The organism is Amycolatopsis sp. BJA-103 (assembly GCF_002849735.1).
Classification (GTDB): Bacteria; Actinomycetota; Actinomycetes; order Mycobacteriales; family Pseudonocardiaceae; genus Amycolatopsis.
Genome location: NZ_CP017780.1, coordinates 4,033,782 through 4,050,635, shown reverse-complemented (window position 1 = coordinate 4,050,635; position 16,854 = coordinate 4,033,782). Strand labels below are relative to the sequence as shown.

At 69.2% G+C, this 16,854-nt stretch carries 14 protein-coding genes; 7 read left to right on the top strand and 7 right to left on the bottom strand.

The features are described 5' to 3' along the window. Positions 1-82: 82 nt before the first annotated feature. Complete coding sequence (locus BKN51_RS17490) at positions 83-820, bottom strand: carbonic anhydrase family protein (RefSeq protein ID WP_101608669.1); 738 nt, start codon at positions 818-820, stop codon at positions 83-85. Between the two features lie 241 nt (positions 821-1,061). Between BKN51_RS17490 and BKN51_RS17485 the strand changes: the two genes are divergently transcribed. Next, entirely contained in the window at positions 1,062-1,553 is a 492-nt protein-coding gene (locus tag BKN51_RS17485; RefSeq protein ID WP_101608668.1) for a hypothetical protein, read from the top strand. Positions 1,554-1,557: 4 nt separating this feature from the next. Here BKN51_RS17485 and BKN51_RS17480 read toward each other — a convergent pair whose 3' ends face one another. Continuing rightward, positions 1,558-2,211 carry a TetR/AcrR family transcriptional regulator gene (locus tag BKN51_RS17480; RefSeq protein ID WP_101608667.1) on the bottom strand — a complete coding sequence of 218 codons (654 nt, stop codon included), beginning with the start codon at positions 2,209-2,211 and terminating at the stop codon, positions 1,558-1,560. Between the two features lie 116 nt (positions 2,212-2,327). Here BKN51_RS17480 and BKN51_RS17475 point away from each other — a divergent pair, with 116 nt between their 5' ends. From BKN51_RS17475 to BKN51_RS17465, 3 genes are all read left to right on the top strand, one after another. Further along, a complete protein-coding gene (locus BKN51_RS17475; protein WP_101608666.1) occupies positions 2,328-5,021 on the top strand; it encodes an MMPL family transporter in 2,694 nt (897 codons plus the stop codon). Then, positions 5,021-7,081 (top strand): YhgE/Pip family protein, encoded by a 2,061-nt coding sequence (locus BKN51_RS17470; protein ID WP_101608665.1) that lies wholly within the window; start codon positions 5,021-5,023, stop codon positions 7,079-7,081. Before BKN51_RS17475 ends, BKN51_RS17470 begins: the two co-directional genes overlap by 1 nt. 100 nt (positions 7,082-7,181) lie before the next feature. Continuing rightward, positions 7,182-8,315 carry a serine/threonine-protein kinase gene (locus BKN51_RS17465; RefSeq protein WP_101608664.1) on the top strand — a complete coding sequence of 378 codons (1,134 nt, stop codon included), beginning with the start codon at positions 7,182-7,184 and terminating at the stop codon, positions 8,313-8,315. A 51-nt stretch (positions 8,316-8,366) separates the two neighbouring features. Here the strand turns inward: BKN51_RS17465 and BKN51_RS17460 are convergent, their stop codons facing one another. From BKN51_RS17460 to BKN51_RS17450, 3 genes are all read right to left on the bottom strand, one after another. After that, positions 8,367-9,623 carry an HNH endonuclease signature motif containing protein gene (locus tag BKN51_RS17460; RefSeq protein ID WP_101608663.1) on the bottom strand — a complete coding sequence of 419 codons (1,257 nt, stop codon included), beginning with the start codon at positions 9,621-9,623 and terminating at the stop codon, positions 8,367-8,369. Between the two features lie 265 nt (positions 9,624-9,888). Then, a complete protein-coding gene (locus tag BKN51_RS17455; RefSeq protein ID WP_101608662.1) occupies positions 9,889-10,623 on the bottom strand; it encodes a HEAT repeat domain-containing protein in 735 nt (244 codons plus the stop codon). Next, positions 10,620-11,258: a hypothetical protein gene (locus tag BKN51_RS17450; RefSeq protein ID WP_101608661.1), complete on the bottom strand. Its 639-nt coding sequence runs from the start codon at positions 11,256-11,258 to the stop codon at positions 10,620-10,622. The genes BKN51_RS17455 and BKN51_RS17450 overlap by 4 nt, the downstream gene beginning before the upstream one ends. A gap of 19 nt (positions 11,259-11,277) precedes the next feature. Between BKN51_RS17450 and BKN51_RS44685 the strand changes: the two genes are divergently transcribed. Then, positions 11,278-11,400: a hypothetical protein gene (locus BKN51_RS44685; RefSeq protein WP_255414914.1), complete on the top strand. Its 123-nt coding sequence runs from the start codon at positions 11,278-11,280 to the stop codon at positions 11,398-11,400. 43 nt (positions 11,401-11,443) lie between these two features. Here the strand turns inward: BKN51_RS44685 and BKN51_RS17445 are convergent, their stop codons facing one another. Continuing rightward, positions 11,444-13,861: an ABC transporter permease gene (locus BKN51_RS17445; RefSeq protein WP_101608660.1), complete on the bottom strand. Its 2,418-nt coding sequence runs from the start codon at positions 13,859-13,861 to the stop codon at positions 11,444-11,446. After that, complete coding sequence (locus BKN51_RS17440) at positions 13,861-14,589, bottom strand: ABC transporter ATP-binding protein (protein ID WP_101608659.1); 729 nt, start codon at positions 14,587-14,589, stop codon at positions 13,861-13,863. The genes BKN51_RS17445 and BKN51_RS17440 overlap by 1 nt, the downstream gene beginning before the upstream one ends. A gap of 101 nt (positions 14,590-14,690) precedes the next feature. On the opposite strand from BKN51_RS17440, the gene BKN51_RS17435 reads away from it, so the two are divergent. Both BKN51_RS17435 and BKN51_RS17430 read left to right on the top strand, forming a co-directional pair. After that, complete coding sequence (locus BKN51_RS17435) at positions 14,691-15,362, top strand: response regulator transcription factor (RefSeq protein WP_101608658.1); 672 nt, start codon at positions 14,691-14,693, stop codon at positions 15,360-15,362. Beyond that, the gene (locus BKN51_RS17430; protein WP_101608657.1) at positions 15,359-16,735 is read left to right on the top strand and encodes an ATP-binding protein; all 1,377 of its coding nucleotides are present in this window, start codon (positions 15,359-15,361) and stop codon (positions 16,733-16,735) included. Before BKN51_RS17435 ends, BKN51_RS17430 begins: the two co-directional genes overlap by 4 nt. Positions 16,736-16,854 lie beyond the last annotated feature (119 nt).

The following is a 16,854-nucleotide window of genomic DNA, read 5'->3' as shown; positions in this document are numbered from 1 at the left end:
GGACCTCCGGTCCGCCGGTGCGGATCCGTGCCCGGAACCGTAAGGCGGCGCCATGAAATCCGGATGAAACGCTTGTGTCGGCCTAAATGTGCGGTACCGCGGTCAGGTGCCGTCCGTTGAGCGGCTGGGGCGCGCGGGCGTTGCCGTCACCGAACAGGCCCTGGAACCGCGCGATGGTCGCCGGGGAGACGGTCCGCTCGGACATCAGGAACCACTGCACGCCTTCGGTGAACGGGGCCGTGGTGAGGGAGCCCGTGTACCGGAGCGTGCCGCGGTTGCGGGGGAGGAGCGTGTCGAGGTCGAAGTCCGCGAGCGCCACCGTTTCGCCGCACTCCGGCGCGAGGTTCGCCAGGACACGGTCCACCGGCGACGCGGCACCCGCGCGCAGGGGCACGCCGATCACCAGCAGTTTTCCGGCGGCGCTGCGGTGCACGAAATGCATTTCCAGCGGATCCGTCCTGCCCTGGAAGCGGTGTTCGGACGGGGTGTGGAAATGGAACTGTTCGAGCTCGTACCGGACCCCGGCGAGGGTGACGTGCCCGGTGCCGGGCCTGACCACGGCTTCCTCGGTTTCTTCGTGATTTCTCGTACTGCATCCGTTGGTGTCCGATGCGTCCTTTCGGACGTATTCCAGGTCCAGATCCGAATGGCCGTAGAAGACGTTCAGTCTCGGCGAGGCGGGGTCGAACCGGATCGCGCCGGGTGAGATGTCGACCGGGCTCTGTGAAGGCTGCCGAGACTGGGCGGTTCCGCCCGCGGTGAGCAGGAATCCGGCGAGGGCGAGGGGAACGACGAATGCGACAAGGCGCCTGCGTGTCACGCTTTGAACCTTTCGTGGACCGGATGAACTGTGATCATCCGGACAAAAGCCGACCGCACCTCATGAGTGGTGCGCGCGAGAAGCACATATCTTTTTCCTGTGCCGAATAATGCGCAAGTCCCCTGAGTAGGGCGATTTCCGACATATTCCCTCCTTTCGTGCGAAAGGGAGCGTGATTTGTACCGGACCTCCGCGAAAGGTTCACTGTGCGCAGCCAGGAGGGCACCCGTAGTATCCGGGCGTGCCGATCTTGTCCGTGCTCCTCAGCCTGGTGGCCCTCTTTCCCGTCGTGGACCCGGTTCCGCGAACCGGTGCCTGCGCCGGAACGGAGGGCGTGACCGTCGCGGTGGACATGGAGGCCGGCGCGCTCGTGCGCTGCGTGCCCGGCTCACCCGGTGACGCGCGGACCGCGCTCGAGCGCTCCGGGCTCGCGGTGCGGCTGGGGGGCGGAACCGGGCCGTACGGGGATTCCCGTTACGTCTGCCGCGTCGAAGGCTTACCCGCCAACGATCCCTGTACCGGTCATCGGGACGGCGCGCCGTTCTGGAAGGTATGGCGGGTCGGGCTGGATCCCGTCGCCTGGCGGGAATCCCGGACGCAGGGCGGGCCCGGCGCTGTCCGGGTCTGCGCGGGCGGGCTCGTCGGGTTCAGCTTCGGGCCGAAGACTTCGCAGATGACCGTGGCGCCCGAGCAGGTCGTCACCGCGCCCGGCTGGCTCCCGCCGCCGTGCTGACGACTCAGGTCGCCGGGACGATGAGGGAGGCCATCACCTTCGGGATCAGTTCGCTCACGAACCGCCCGTCACCGGGCAGTTCGGTGCCTTCCAGCAGGTAGTTCTGCAGCCCTTGCTCGTAAAGCGCGACCAGGACGAGGACCGCGTCGTCCGGTGAGATCGTCAGTTTCCGCTCGATCCGGTCGAGCGCGCCGACCAGCACCTTGGCCAGTTCGGTGTGGAAGTACCGGAACGCGGCGCCGATCCGATCGCGGATCTCCGGCTGCCGCAGGCCCTGGGTGCGGAATTCCGCGCACAGCAGGTACCAGTTCTTGTCCGCGCTGAGCGCGACCATGAACAGCTCGGCGATCCGCCCGAGCGCGGGGGAGAGGTCGTCGTGCGCGTGGACGACGGTCTCGCCGAGCACGCTTTCCGTGGCGTCGTGGAAACGCTCGAGCCGGACCGCGGTCTCTTCCTGGAACAGGGTCAGGAAGAGATCTTCCTTCGAGCTGAAGTTCGAGTAGAAGGCGCCGCGGGTGAAGCCGGCGCGCTCGCAGATCAGTTCGACCGGGGTGTCCCGGATGCCGCGTTCGGAGAAGGCCTCGTATGCCGCGTCGATCAGCCGTCGGCGGGTGTCCGCCCGGCGCCTGGTCATGGTGGCGCCCCGCTCCTCGGTCATCTCGCCATTCTCTCGTATGCGCCCGGTTCACCCGGCTGTGGGACAGGATACATCGTGAATCGGATACAGAGTGTATTACGATACGCCCTGTATCCAACGAGTGCCGGGAGCCGATCGTGTCGTCATTCCTCTACCGCCTCGGCAGGCTGGCCGCCCGCGGACGCGTGCTGGTCACCGCGTTGTGGCTGGTGGTGCTGTGCGTCGCGGGCGGGGCGGCGCTGCTGTTCGGCCAGGGCACCGACGACACGTTCGCGATCCCCGGTTCCGAATCCCAGGAGGCGCTCGACCATCTCGGCCGGGTTTTCCCGCAGGTGAGCGGGACTTCGGCGCAACTGGTGGTGCTCGTCCCCGAAGGACAGCGGGCCGACGCCGCCGCCGTTCGCGACGCGGTCGGCGCCCTGGTACCCGAGCTGACCAAGGCGCCGCAGGTCTCGACGGTGGTGAATCCCTTCGACGCGGCAGTGCACGACGCGGTGTCGAAGGACGGCCGCGCCGCCTTGGTCACCGTGCAACTCGACGTCGGGCTGGCCGACATCCAGCCGTCGACGCGGACCGCGCTCGCCGGGGTCGCGCAAGATCTGGAGAACCGGATCGGCCAGGGCGCCGAGGTGCTCACCGGCGGCGACGCGTTCTCGGACAAGGTGCCGAAGCTCAGCCCCACCGAGGGGATCGGCCTCGTCATCGCGCTCGTGGTGCTGCTGATGGTGTTCGGTTCGTTCATCGCGGCGGGAATGCCGTTGCTGACGGCGATCCTCGGCGTCGGGGTGTCGGTGGCGCTGGTCTACGCGGCGACGTCGGTGGCGACCGTGTCCTCGACGGCACCGATGCTCGCGGTCATGCTCGGGCTGGCCGTCGGCATCGACTACGCGCTCTTCCTGCTTTCCCGGCACCGCGATCAGCTCGCCGAGGGACTCGAAGTCGAGGAGTCCATCGCCAGGGCGACCGCGACCGCGGGATCCGCCGTCATCTTCGCCGGCCTCACCGTGGTGATCGCCCTGCTGGGCCTGTTCGTCGCCGGGATCCCGTTCCTGACCACGATGGGCGTCGCCGCGGCGGGCGGGGTCGCCGTCGCGGTGATCGTGGCCATCACCCTCATCCCCGCGCTGCTGGGTTTCGCCGGTGAGCGGCTACGGCCCAAGAAGCCGAAGAAGAGCAAGCGCAAGAAGAAGGCCCGGTTCAGCCTGCGGTGGGTCCGGCTCGCCACGAAGTCGCCGTGGGTGACGATCGCGCTGATCGTCGGGGTGCTCGCGGTGGCGTCGGCGCCCGCGCTGGATCTCCGGCTCGCCTTGCCGGACAACGGGACCGACGAGGACGGCACCCCGGCCCGCGTCGCCTACGACGTCGTCGCCGAGCATTTCGGACCTGGGTTCAACGGCCCGCTGATCGTCACCGCGGACATCCTGTCGACCACCGACCCGGTCGGGATCACGAACGGCATCGCCGATGACATCCGCCGGGTGCCCGGCGTCGCCGTCGTCCCGCTCGCCACGCCGAACCCCAAGGGCGACACCGCGATCATCCAGGTCGTGCCCACGACCGGTGCCTCCGACGAGGCGACCGGCGACCTCGTCGAGCGGCTGCGGTCGATGGAAGGGCAGTTCAAAGACCGGTACGGCGTCCAGACCGCGGTCACCGGATTCACCGCCGTCGGCATCGACGTGTCCACGCAGCTCGGCAGCGCGCTGCTGCCGTTCGGCATCCTGGTCGTCGGGCTTTCGCTGGTACTGCTGGCGATGGTGTTCCGTTCGGTGCTGGTGCCGCTCAAGGCCACCTTCGGCTATCTGCTCTCGATCGGCGCCGCGTTCGGTGCCACGTCGTTCGTGTTCGGGCAGGGGCATCTGGCCGAGGCGCTGGGCGTGACCCGCACCGGCAGCGTGATCAGCTTCCTGCCGATCATCCTGATGGGTGTCCTTTTCGGACTCGCCATGGACTACGAGGTGTTCCTCGTCTCCCGGATCCGGGAGGACTACGTCCATCACGGGGACGCGCACACGGCGATCGAGACGGGTTTCGTGTCCGCGTCGAGGGTCGTGACCGCGGCGGCGGTGATCATGCTGGGCGTGTTCGCCGCGTTCGTGCCCGACGGCAGCGCCACGATCAAACCGATCGCGTTCAGCCTGGCGGTCGGCGTGTTCGTGGACGCCTTCCTCGTGCGGATGACCCTCGTCCCGGCGATCCTCGCGCTGCTGGGGCCGCGCGCCTGGGGCCTGCCGCCGTGGCTGGACCGCAAACTCCCGGTGTTCGACGCCGAGGGCGACGGCCTCGTCCACGAACTCCGGCTCGCCGACTGGCCCGCGCCCGGCTCGTCCGAAGTGCTCAGCGCCGCCGGTCTCCGTGTCGACGACGACCGCGGCCGCACCCTCTTCCGCGACGTCGAACTGCATCTCGGGCCGGGGGAGATCCTCGCCGTGCACGGTTCCGGCCCGGCGGGCAAGAGCGCTCTGCTCTACACGCTCGCCGGCCGGGTGCCGAACGTCCGCGGTGATCTCAAGGTCCTCGGCCGGGTGCTGCCGCAGCACGCGCACGCGGTCCGCCGGAACGTCGCGTTCATCGCCTGCAAGGAGACCGACGATCCCGCCGGCGAGGTCCGCCGCGCGCTCGGGGAAGGCGTCGGCCTCGTCTTCCTCGACGATCTGGACACGGTCGTCGCCACCGCTCAGCGTGCCGGGCTGAGAGAGGCGTTCGCGAGCAGGGCCGCGACGTTCGCCGTGTCCTGCCAGAGTCTCGCCATCGTGCGGGATCTGCTGCCCACCACCGCCGTCGCGGGCCTCGCCATGACGCCCGCGCTCGTCCCCGCCGAGGTCCGCTGATGTCCCGCTTCTTCACCGGCTCCGTCCGCGCGACCGCCATCGGCCCGCTGACCTGGAAGACCTGGCTCGGGATCGTGCTCGTCCCGGTGATCGTCGCGCTCGGGCTGGCGTGGGCGTTCTGGTCGCCCGGCGACAACCACGGCGCGGCCAAGGCCGCCGTCGTCAACACCGACGAGCCGGTGACGGTGAACGGTCAGCTGATCCCGCTCGGCCGCGAACTGGCCGGAAACCTCGTGCACGGCGAGGATTCCGCGTACACCTGGGTGCTCACCGACGCCGAGGACGCGAAGGACGGCATCTCCGACGGGACGTACTCGGCGGTCGTGACCATCCCGCCGAACTTCTCCGCGCAGGCCACGTCGACGTCGGGCAAGCCACTCGACGCGCGGCAGGCGATCATGCGCGTCGAGACGTCGCAGCGCACCGGTCTCGTCGATCCGGTGGCGAGCAGGGAGGTCGCGAACGCGACGCTCACCGCGCTCAACCGGCAGATCGTCGAGACCTATGTGGACAATCTGTACGTCGGGTTCTCCTCGATCCACCAGCAGCTGGTGACCGCCGCCGACGGCAGCGACCAGCTCGTCGTCGGGCTGCGCGGACTGGCCGACGGGACGGGGAAACTGGCCTCCGGAGCCGGGGAACTCGCCGGCGGGGCAGGCAAGCTCAGCGGCGCGGCCGGGCAGCTGGCGGACGGCGCGAGCAAACTCGCGAGCGGCACCGGCCAGCTCGCCGCCGGTTCCGGGAAACTCTCGTCAGGACTGACCCAGGCCGAGAAGGACACCGCCCAGCTGCCCCGGCTGACCAGGGAACTGGCCGACGGGGCCCAGCAGGTCACGAACGGCAACAAGCAGCTGGCCGACAAGATCTCGCCCTTGGCGGACAAGGTAGTCCAGATCATCGACGCCTTGCCCACGGCGGGCGATTCGGCGCGGAAGTTCGCCGAACTGGCACAGAAGTGCAGTGGTGACACCAAGTTCTGCGCAGATTTGAAGGCCGCTTCGGAAAAACTCACGGCCGACGCCGGGATCCTCGACGGCAAACGCACCGAGATCCGCGACGCCGCCGTACGGGCGAAGAAAGCGGTGCAGGACCTCTCGGCGGGCTCCCAGAAGGTCGCCGACGGGAACAAGCAACTCGCGGACAAGTCCAAGGAACTGGCGGGCGGCATCGGCTCGGCGGCCGACGGCGCACGGAAACTCGACGCCGGGGTCAAGGCCGCCGACACCGGGGCGCGGCAGCTCGCCGGTGGCGCCGGGCAACTGGCAGGCGGCGCGACCACGCTGTCCACCGGTGCGGGCGACCTCGCCACCGGCGCCCGCACCGCCGCCGACGGCGCCCAGCGCGCCGAATCCGGCGCTTCGGAACTGGCCAAGGGCCTCAACGACGGCCGAGGCAAGGTCCCCGACTACACCCAGACCGAACGCGACCACCTCAAAGAGGTCGCCGCCACCCCCGCCATCGCCGATTCCGCGGGCTCGGGCTCGTTCGGCGAAGGCGCGGTGGCACTGATCCTCGTGCTGGCGCTGTGGGGCTGCGCGCTGGCGACGTACCAGGTGATCCAGGCCGTGCCGCCGAGCGTGCTCACCACCCGCGAGCCGAGCTGGCGGATCATCCTCGCCGCGGCCGTCCCGGGCGCGACGCTGGCGGTGCTGACCGCCCTGATCCTGACCGGGGTGTTCTGGGCGTTCCTCGGCCTGAGTTTCGGCAAGGCGGTGACGCTGCTCGTGGTGCTGGTCCTCGCGGCCGGAACGTTCACCGTGGTCAACCAAGCACTGGTGGCGATCTTCAAACGCCCCGGCCGTTTCGCCGCGCTGGCGATCCTGGTGCTGACCGTCGGCGCTTCGCTGGTCTCGACCGTGCCCGGCTTCTTCGGGACCGTCCTGGGAATCCTGCCGACCAACGGCGCACTGGTCGCGCTGCGCTCGCTGCTGGCCGGGACGGACGGGCTGACGTCGGGGATCGTGCAGTCGGTGGTGTGGCTGGGAATCGGGACGCTGGCGATGATCCTGGTGACGGATCGGCGGCGGTCGCTGCCGGGGCGGGAACTGCGGCTGGCTTGAGCCGGTCGTGAGTGGTGCTCGGGGCTGATGCCCCCGCGCCGAAGCCGGTTGCCCGTACGCTGTCACTGTTCGGAGCCGTACGGATACCCGTGGGGGAACTGTGACACCTGAAGCAAGTCCAGGTCGGCTCATCGGGGACCGGTATCGGCTCGTCGAAGTGATCACGGCCGGAGGCTTCGGGCGTATCTGGCAGGCTCGCGACGAGACCCTGCGCGTCGATGTGGCGCTCAAGGAAACGTGGCGGTCCAGGCCGGTGTCGGATCACGAGTGGGCCGACCTGCTCACCCGTGCTCAGCGAGAAGCGCGCAACGCCGCCCAGTTGCGCGATCATCCCAACATCGTCACCGTCTATGACGCCGTCATCGAGGACGGGATTCCCTGGACCGTGATGCGCTTGGTGCCCGGGAAGGCGCTGCAAGACCGTCGCGCGGACGGCCCACTGACGGCGACCGAGGTGGTCCATATCGCGAAAAGCCTGCTCGGCGCCTTGAGCGCGGTGCACGCCGCGGGGATCGTGCACCGCGACGTCAAGCCGTCGAACGTGATGGTGACTGCGTCCGGCGAGGTGCTGCTGATCGATTTCGGGATCGCGGTCCATCAGGATGACACCCGGACTTTGAACGGGCTGATCATCGGCTCGCCGGGCTATCTGGCCCCGGAACGGGTCCGCGGTGACCGGGGCGGGGCACCCAGTGACCTGTTTTCGCTGGGCGCGACGCTGTATCACGCCGTGGAGGGCATTTCTCCGTTCCACCGCGACACTCCTGAGGATTCCGCCGCCGCGGTCCTGTACCACCAGCCCCTGCTGCCGCAATGCGAAACCGGACTCGCCCTGCTCATCATGCGGTTACTGGAGAAAGACCCCGCCAAACGTCCGCTGACCTCCGAAGCACTCGCGTTGCTCGACGCCACACCGGCAAAGGTTCCTCGGAGCGGAAAGCAGCCGGACGTCACGCCTTTGGTGGGCAAACTCGCGACCGCCGCCCAGCCCTTCAAAGTCGGCGACCGTTTCCGCGGTACGGTGACGAAAACCGCCGCTTTCGGCGCGTTCGTCTCACTGACCCCGGGCAGGCAAGGCCTGGTGCACATCTCGAAGCTGGGCAATGGCAAGCGCGTTCGCTACGTCGAGGACGAGGTCAAGGTGGGCGACGAGCTCCACGTCGAGATTGCCGAAATCAAACGCGGCAAGGTCAGCTTGGTCGTCGTGACGGAGGAACCTCCACCCGGTCGCTAGGTGGCGGTATTTTGAGGTTCGTCCCAGGTGCCCTGAGTCAGGCGCAACGGCCTATGTCCGCAGGTGCATGGTGTTGCGTCGGGGTTGGCCGGTGGGGTCGAGGTAGGCGGGTGCGGTGAATTCCGGTAGTCCGTCTTGGGCGATCTGGACTTTCCATTGGCTGTGGTGGATGAGCCGATGGTGCTTGGTGCACAGTAGGACGAGGTTGTCGATTTTGGTTTCGCCGTGGTGTCGCCAGAAAACAATATGGTGAGCTGTACAGCGCGGCACGGGCATGTCGCAGCCCGGGAAGGCGCAGCCGCCGTCTCGGATGGTGAGCGCGTATTTCTGGGCGAGTGAGACGGTGCGTTTGGAGCGGCCGATGTCGAGGGGTTCCCCTGCGGTGCCGAGGACTCCGGGCCGGACACGGGCGTCGCAGGCGAGGATGCGTGCGTCGGTGGCGCTGATCGGCCCGACCAGATCCAAATGGGCTTCACCCAAGTCACTGATCAGGTCCTCGTACGACATGGTGACCAAAATGTGGGTGGCTTCCCCGGCCTGGCCGGGAAGGTTCCGGCTGGTGGTCTTCAACCGCACATAGTCGGTGAAGGCGTCCCCGTAGCGTTCGTCCTGGGTGCGGGAGTCGCGGACTCCGTCGATGGCCTTGTGCGGTTTCGCCATCGGGTCCAGGTCGGACTTCAACCGCGCGTAGGTTTCCAGGTCGAGGGTGCCCTTCAGGCCGAGAGTGCCGTTGCGGTGTTTGACGAACCGCAACTCCGGCCGCGCGTCCTTCGGGTTCTCGTCCCGGGGTGCTTTCCCATCGGGATCGAGCTTGTCCAGGAGTCTCCGTCCAGCTTGGGCGATCGTGCGAGGCCCGGCGCGCCGGGCCAGATCCACGAGGATCTTCTCCCCGCCCCGCACGTCCTCTTCCGGAACAAACGACGGGATACGCGCCAGAGTGCGGATGATCGCGTCGATCTGACCACCGCCGATCGCACCCTCACGGGCGGCATCAGCGGTCAACGGGGCTAGCGGCGGTACCCGATCACCACCCACCGCCACACCCGCATGCAACGTCAACACCCGGTCAGCGCGGGCATCGGCTTCCTTGCCCGTGACGTGGAAGTCCTCGAAAATCATCGCCGACAACGTCGCATGACCCGAACACCCACGAACATCGCGAATATTGATTTCCGCGAGAATCGCGTTCTGCTCAGCATCCAATTGACGCTTCAGAACTTCGAGTTCCTGTTTACGGGCATGCAGCACAGCGGTGTCGACACGCCACCACTCAGTGGGTGTCGTCTGGGGTGTGTCTTCGCTGGCCACGGCATCAACGATACTCGCAGTCGAACACCTGTGCTATCGCATATTCATGTGACACGGCTCGATTTCAAATGGTCAGCGAGCTGTGATGAGAGGGATATTCGGTATCTCTCGGCGCTTGTTGGCGCCCATAAGCCTCATGGCAACAGTGAGATGGAGCAGCCCAGAGAACCACGGCGACCGCAGCCTCGATGTCTCCTGTTGAGCCAGAAACCTTTGACAGGCTGTCGTCCCATCCCGGCGGAAGTGCGTCTCTCGATAGTGGGTTTCAGAGGTCGCTCCGACCGATCCACTCGATCGTGGCGACGACGTCCGCACCGACGGCGGCTCGGACGGCGGCAGTCATGGCTCGGCTGTGGGCCTGTCGAGCGAGCGTGGCCCAAGGCTGGGAATAGTCGAGTTCGGTGTCGTCGTGCGGGGCTTGTATCCAGTACATCCGGCCGTCGGGTTCGACTCGCCAGAGCTGGAAGTCGAGCGTGGCCTGACCATGGGCGGCGAGGTCGTCGAGGACGTGGGTCAGTCGTGTCGACGGCCATGCCTCGTGCCCATAGGACGTGGTGATCCGGAGGCTCGCGGTCAGCGGCGGGACGACGGGGTGCCGGGCGCCCAGCTCGGTCAAGGCGGATCGAATACTGTTCGGCTCCAGCCAGTCGGGTCGGTCGCCGCGTTCCTTGCACGCTTGATAGGCGCGCCAGAGCGCAGGTATGGCGTCGACGACGCGCAGCTGGCCCAAGGCGCGGGCGGACCACTCGCGGACGGTGTCGTGCTCGCTGGTCAACAGGTCGGTCAAGGGCTGCCCGGCGCGGGCTTCGCCGAGTTCTTGAAGGATCTCGATGGCGCACAGCTGGCCGAAGCTGTTCAGTGTCGGCAGGGCCCGCAGGAGCGGCGTGATCACGTCGGTCTCACGTCCGCGGTGGGTCAGCGCTGCCTGCGCGTCTTCGGCATCGCCGGTGCTGTCCGCGTCGAGCTGACGAATCAGCAGCTCGATCTCGCTGCTGGTCATGCCCCGGTTCCGTAATCGCCGGGCGGCAGGGCGGGCCGCCGCCTGTCCCGTCGGTACGCGAGGGCCGCTGTGGCCACCGCGAGCGCGGCGTAGCCCACCATCCACCAGGTGAAGGCCGGCGGCGACCGGTGGCTGAACAGCGGGTCGATCAGGCTCACGACCGCGAAGGCCGCGGGCGCCGAGAGTCGCCTGTCCTGGTAGCGCAACTCCGCGTCGACGGCGACCGACGCGGCGTCTTCGCCGCGGCCCCGGCGTGTCACGGCCCAGACGAGGATCGTCGTGCAGCAGAGCGCCGCCCAGCCGAGGGCGACCAGCCATGTCCAGGCAAAGGTGCGCGACGAGGTCGTGAGGTACATGGCCACGGCCAGCGCCGCGCCACCGACGAAGGTGATCAGGAACGAGGCCAGGTACCAGCCGCCGAGGACTCCGGCGGCGGATGGGCGCCGGGTCGGCGCCGGAAGGCCGCCCAGTTGCCGTTCCCGGTGGAGGATCGACGCCCATTGCCCGAGCGTGAGTGTGGCGACTATGAAATAGAAGTACCGGCTTTCGGGCATTTCCACGCCCCGCACTCCGGGCAGACTCTGCAGGAATCCGGACGTGATCATGAGCGCGAAGCCGACGCCCCCGGCGCTCATCAGCCAGAGGATCCTGGTCGTGGACCCGCTCGTCTGCCGCGCGGCGATCCTGACCGTGAGCGGCCTGGACGGTGTTCTGACCCGGATGCCGCGTTTGCTCAGCCACGCACTGGCGTCGACTACTTCGATCGCGGTCGGTTGACTCCCCATACCCGACGTACGCTCGTGGCCCGGCCGGAGTTGCCTCACTCCCGGGAACCGGTCAACGAAACCCGTCCCGCCCGCCGAGCCGGAACCAAGGCCGCCAAAGGAGCCGCGACGAGAGCCGCGCCCACCAGCACCCCCAACCGGCCCCACGGCGGCGCGAACGCGATCGCCTCGCCACCGTCCGACGCCACCTCCGTGATCAGCCAGGCCGACCCGATCCCGACCAGCAGGCCGCACGCCGCTCCGAGGACCGCGACGAACACCGACTCCGCGGTCAGCGCGGCGCCGAGCCCGCCGCGCGTGAGACCGAGCGCGCGCAGCAGCGCCGACTCGCGCGTCCGTTCCAGGACGGACAGCGAAAGCGTGTTCGCGATCCCGGCGAAGGCGATCAGCACGGCCAGTGCGGTCAGGGCCCACATGAGGTTCAGGGTCTCCCGCAGCGGCGCGGCCGCCTCTTCCTTGATTTCCTCGACGCTGCTCAGCTTCGCGAGCGCGATGCCGGACAACTCCCGCTCCAGTGACGGCCGGGCCTGATCGGGGTCGGCGACCTTGACCAGCACGCTCCCGTCGTACGTTTCCTCGTTCAGGGCGATCTTCCGCTGTTCCGAGAGGTCGACCAGCGCGAACCCCAGATCGACCCCGGGCGCGTCGACACTGTCGTAGATCGCCACCACGCGCAGGGATCGCACGGTGTCGCCGACGGCGAGCCCGGACTGTTCGGCGAGGTCCTTGCTGATGGCGATCTCGCCGGGACCAAGCCTGTCGAGACGTCCGGAAAGCACAGCCGGGTGCAAGAGATCGCCGCTGACGGCGGTGAGCTGATACGTGCCGTACTCGCCGAGGTCACCCGAGAAAGAGTGACGGGTCGCGGTGGCGGTCACGCCGGGCACGGTCGCCAGAGTGCCGGCGAGGGTGGCGGGTAGTGGCCGGGCCGGGAGCACCGAAGTGACGGTGAAGTCGGCCGCGAGTTGTTCGCCGATGCCGTGGCTCCGGCCCGCTTCGACGCCCGCCGCCACGGTGGTCGCGAGTGCGACGACGGCTAGCCCGATGGTGAGCGCGGCGGCACTGGCGGCGGTGCGTTTGGGGTTGCGGCCGGCGTTGAGCGCGGCCAGTTTCGCGGGCTGCCCCGGGACGAGCGAGCCGAGTGCCCGGACGACCGGTCCCGCCACCAGCGGTCCGGCGGCCAAGGTCGCGCCGAGCAGTGCGACCATCGCCACCACGGCGAGGGCGGCGCCATCCTCCACTGTGGACCGAAGGGCCAGTACGCCCGCGCCGATACCGGCGGCGAGCAGGATCACCGCGACGATCGCGCGGGGGCGTCCGGTGCGCGCGGACTCGACGGGGGTCCGGAGCGCCTCGACAGGCGCGACCCTGGTCGCGGACCACGCCGGGATCGCCGCCGCGAGCGCGGTCACCAGGATTCCGATCGTCAGTGCGGCGGCCACGGTCCGGGCGGTCAGCGGGACGTACACGGTTTCCTGACCCGCGATCGCCTGCAACGCGGCGGCGACGCCCAGCCCGCCGAACAGCCCGGCCGCGGACGCGACCGCGCCGACGACGGCCGCCTCGGCGAGCACACTGCCGAAGACCTGCCGTTTACCGGCGCCGACGCAGCGCAGCAACGCCAGTTCGCGCGATCGCTGCGCGACGAGGATGGTGAAGGAGTTGGTGATCACCATCGCGGCCACCACCATGGCGAGGACCGCGAAGGCGGTGAAGAACTTCGCCAGACCCGCCGTGTTCGGCGCGGTTTCCCGAAGCAGCTGGGCAGCGGCCTCTTTCCCGGTGGCCACCGGGATGCCCAAGGCCTTCTTCAGATCCGCGGCGAGCTGTGCCTGGCCGACGCCCGGTGACGCGTGGACGACGATCTCGCCGAAGGTCGCGGCCGGGCTCAGCCGCCGCAGCGTTTCCCCCGGTACCACCAGGGTCGCGCCGCCCAGACCCGCGTCGGTCGGGCGGCTGAAGGTGCCGACCAGGGTCAGCACCATCCGGCCGCCGGTCTCGTCCAGCACGGTCACGGACTGCCCCAGCGAGAAGCCCTCGGCACTGTGCCGTTCGATCGCGATCTCTCCCGCGCCCTGCGGAAAACGGCCGTCCGCGAGGTCGTACGGGCGCAGGCCTTCGGTGCCCAACGCGGTCGCGGCGGCGTCTCGCGGACGTCCGTCGGGGCCGAGGATCGGTGCGCTGACGGTGGCGCGACCGTCCGCGGCGGCGACCCCGGGCACCTGACGGACCTTCGAGAGCACGGAATCGTCGAGCGCGACACGGCGGGTGGCGTCGATGGACGCGTCCACGCCGCGCGTTTCGAAGGCGACCGCTTCCCGCAGTCCCGCGCCGACGGCGTCGGTGAGCACGAAGGACCCGGCCACGAAGGTCACGCCGAGGGTGACGGCGACAGCGGACAGCAGCAGCCGCAGCGGCCGCGCCTTGAGTCCGGCGAGCACGGTTCGCAGCATCACGCCCCCAGACCGGTGAACGCGCCGTGGACGGCGTCGGCGGTCGGACGGGGGATCCGCGCGGCGATCCGGCCGTCGGCCAGCAGGACCCCGTGATCGGTGTACGAGGCGGCCACCGGGTCGTGGGTCACCATCACCACCGTCTGGCCGAGTTCACGGACCGAGGTGCGCAGGAAGTCCAGCACCTCGGCGCCGGAACGCGAATCGAGACTGCCGGTGGGTTCGTCGGCGAACACGACGTCCGGCCTGCCGACGAGCGCGCGGGCGCACGCCACCCGCTGCTGCTGGCCGCCGGAGAGTTCACCGGGTTTGTGCCGCAGGCGCTGCCGGAGGCCCAGGGTGTCCACGACGGTGCCGAACCACGCCGGGTCCGGGCGGCGGCCCGCGAGCCGGAGCCCGAGCAGGATGTTCTCCTCGGCGCTCATGGTCGGCAGGAGGTTGAACGACTGGAACACGAACCCGACGCGGTCCCGGCGCACCCTGGTCAGCTCGGCGTCGGACAGACCGGTCAGCTCGGTCCGTCCGATGTGGACTCGTCCACTGTCGACGGTGTCCAGCCCGGCGAGGCAGTGCATGAGGGTCGATTTGCCCGAACCGGAGGGTCCCATGATCGCGGTGAACCGGCCGCGGGGGAAGTCCAGCGACACGTGGTCGAGCGCCCGGACCGCCGTGTCGCCCCGGCCGTAGACCTTCGAGACATCGATCGCGCCCGCGGCGGGACCGTCCATTGTGTTCATGCGGCGATCATGGCGGGAACCACCTGAACGGTTCCTGAAACAACCTGAAGAACGCTTCAGGATGGACGGCGGGGATCTGCGAAGATCAGGACATGCGCGTGCTCGTGGTGGAAGACGAAATGCGGTTGGCCGAGACCCTCCAATGGGGACTCGAGGCCGACGGCTACGCGGTCGACCTCGCCCACGACGGTCTCGAAGGGCTCGAGCTCGCGCAGCTGTACCCGTACCAGGTGATCGTGCTGGACATCATGCTCCCGAAGCTCAACGGCTATCGCGTCTGCGCGGCACTGCGGGATCGCGGGGTGACCACCCCGATCCTCATGCTGACGGCGAAGAACGGCGAGTACGACGAAGCCGAGGCGCTCGACACCGGCGCCGACGACTACCTGAGCAAGCCGTTCTCGTACGTCGTGCTCACCGCCCGGCTGCGGGCCCTCACCCGCCGGGGCGCGGCGGGGTCGGCGGGGGTGCTGGAGTTCGGCGACCTCGTGCTGGACCCGGCGAAGCGGACGTGTCGCCGCGCCGGGAAGCCGGTGTCGTTGACCACCAAGGAGTTCGCCGTCCTCGAATGCCTGCTGCGGCACGGCGAGAAGCTGGTGACGAAACGGGAGATCCTCGACCAGGTCTGGGATCTGGCGTACCGGGGCGACCCCAACATCGTCGAGGTCTACGTGAGCGCGTTGCGGCGCAAACTGGACACGCCGTTCGGGCGACGCACCATCTCGACCGTGCGCGGCGCCGGCTACCGGCTGGTGAGCGAATGACGGGCCGGTGGCCCTCGTCGGTGCGGCGGAGCACCGCGCTTTCGGCGGCGCTGCTCTGCGCGGTCGTGTTCACCCTCGGCTGGCTGGGCACCCGCGAGCTGCTGAGCGCGCAACTGTCGGGCAGCGCCGTCAGCGCGACGCGTGCCCAACTGGACGGGCTGGTCGAGACCTTCCGGGCCGGGCGACCGGTGCCGCCCGCCGGTGACGCCCTGTTCGAGGTGGTCGACGACACCGGGCGGCCGGTGGCGAGCAGCGAGAACCTGCGCCGCTGGGATCCCGCGTGGACGCCGCTGCCGCCCGCGCCTGCCGGGGCGCCCTCGGACTGGTCGGTCACCACCAAGGCGACGTTGCGGCCCGGCGACCATCCACAGTGGCGTGAGTATCGCGAGTACACGGTGGTGGGCAAAGTGATCGAAGGCGGCGGGCAGCGGCTCACGCTCTACCTGTTCGTCCTGCCGTGGGACACGCTCCGGACGCTGGGAACCTTCGACGACACCTTGGCCTTCTTCGTCCCGCTCGCGGTGCTGATCACCGCGCTGGTCGCGTGGTTCGCGGCGGGCCGGGCATTGCGGCCGGTGGAGGCCATTCGCCGCGAACTGGCCGAGGTCAGCGGCAGCAGGCTCGACCGGCGGGTTCCGGTGCCCCCGTCCCGTGACGAGGTCGCCAGGCTCGCGACCACCACGAACGCCACCCTCGACAGGCTGCAGCAGACGCATGACCAGCAGGAACGGTTCGTCGCCGACGCCAGTCACGAACTGCGCAGCCCGCTCGCGAACCTCCGGACCGGGCTGGAGGTCGCGCTCACCCACGCCGATCGCGCGGATTGGCCCGCCGTCGCACGCCGGTCGCTGCTCGACATCCAGCGGCTCCAGCGCATCACCGCGGATCTCCTTCAACTGGCCGTGGACCCGGCCGAGCTCCCGGCGCCGGAAGGCATCGTCGACCTCGCCGACGTGGTGGGGGAGCAGGTCGCCGAACGGGCCCTCGAACCCGGGCCCGCCGTCGTGTCCGATGTGGACGGACAAGCCGAGGTCGTCGGCGAACCCGTCCAGCTGGAACGGTTGTTGCGCAATCTGCTCGACAACGCCGTGCGGCACGCGCGGTCGTCCGTCACCGTGCGGCTCCGGCGAGAGGCAGGGGAGGCCGTCCTGGAAGTGATCGACGACGGACCCGGCATCCCCGCCGAGGATCGCGAGCGCGTCTTCGACCGTTTCGCCCGGCTCGACGACGCCCGCGCGCGGGACGCGGGAGGTACAGGCCTCGGTCTGACACTCGCGCGTGACATCGCTGTCCGGCACGGCGGATCGCTGCGGGCCGAGGACGGCGAGACCGGCGCGCGGCTGGTCGCGAGGCTACCCCTCAGGGGTATGTGACGAGCATCGCTCTCTAGTACCCCTCGGGGGTACCTTCGGGCCGTTGCGGTACCCCCCTGGGGTATGTACGGTGGGTCGCGGAGCCGGAGCGGCTTCACGATCGCGGGTGACACCCGCAC

What these genes read in the sequence shown, in the direction of transcription:
- BKN51_RS17480 (WP_101608667.1), bottom strand. Translation starts at nt 2,211, where the DNA reads ATGACCGAGGAGCGGGGCGCCACCATGACCAGGCGCCGGGCGGACACC.
- BKN51_RS17470 (WP_101608665.1), top strand. Translation starts at nt 5,021, where the DNA reads ATGTCCCGCTTCTTCACCGGCTCCGTCCGCGCGACCGCCATCGGCCCG.
- BKN51_RS17455 (WP_101608662.1), bottom strand. Translation starts at nt 10,623, where the DNA reads ATGACCAGCAGCGAGATCGAGCTGCTGATTCGTCAGCTCGACGCGGAC.
- BKN51_RS17450 (WP_101608661.1), bottom strand. Translation starts at nt 11,258, where the DNA reads ATGAGCGCCGGGGGCGTCGGCTTCGCGCTCATGATCACGTCCGGATTC.
- BKN51_RS17445 (WP_101608660.1), bottom strand. Translation starts at nt 13,861, where the DNA reads ATGCTGCGAACCGTGCTCGCCGGACTCAAGGCGCGGCCGCTGCGGCTG.
- BKN51_RS17440 (WP_101608659.1), bottom strand. Translation starts at nt 14,589, where the DNA reads ATGGACGGTCCCGCCGCGGGCGCGATCGATGTCTCGAAGGTCTACGGC.
- BKN51_RS17435 (WP_101608658.1), top strand. Translation starts at nt 14,691, where the DNA reads ATGCGCGTGCTCGTGGTGGAAGACGAAATGCGGTTGGCCGAGACCCTC.
- BKN51_RS17430 (WP_101608657.1), top strand. Translation starts at nt 15,359, where the DNA reads ATGACGGGCCGGTGGCCCTCGTCGGTGCGGCGGAGCACCGCGCTTTCG.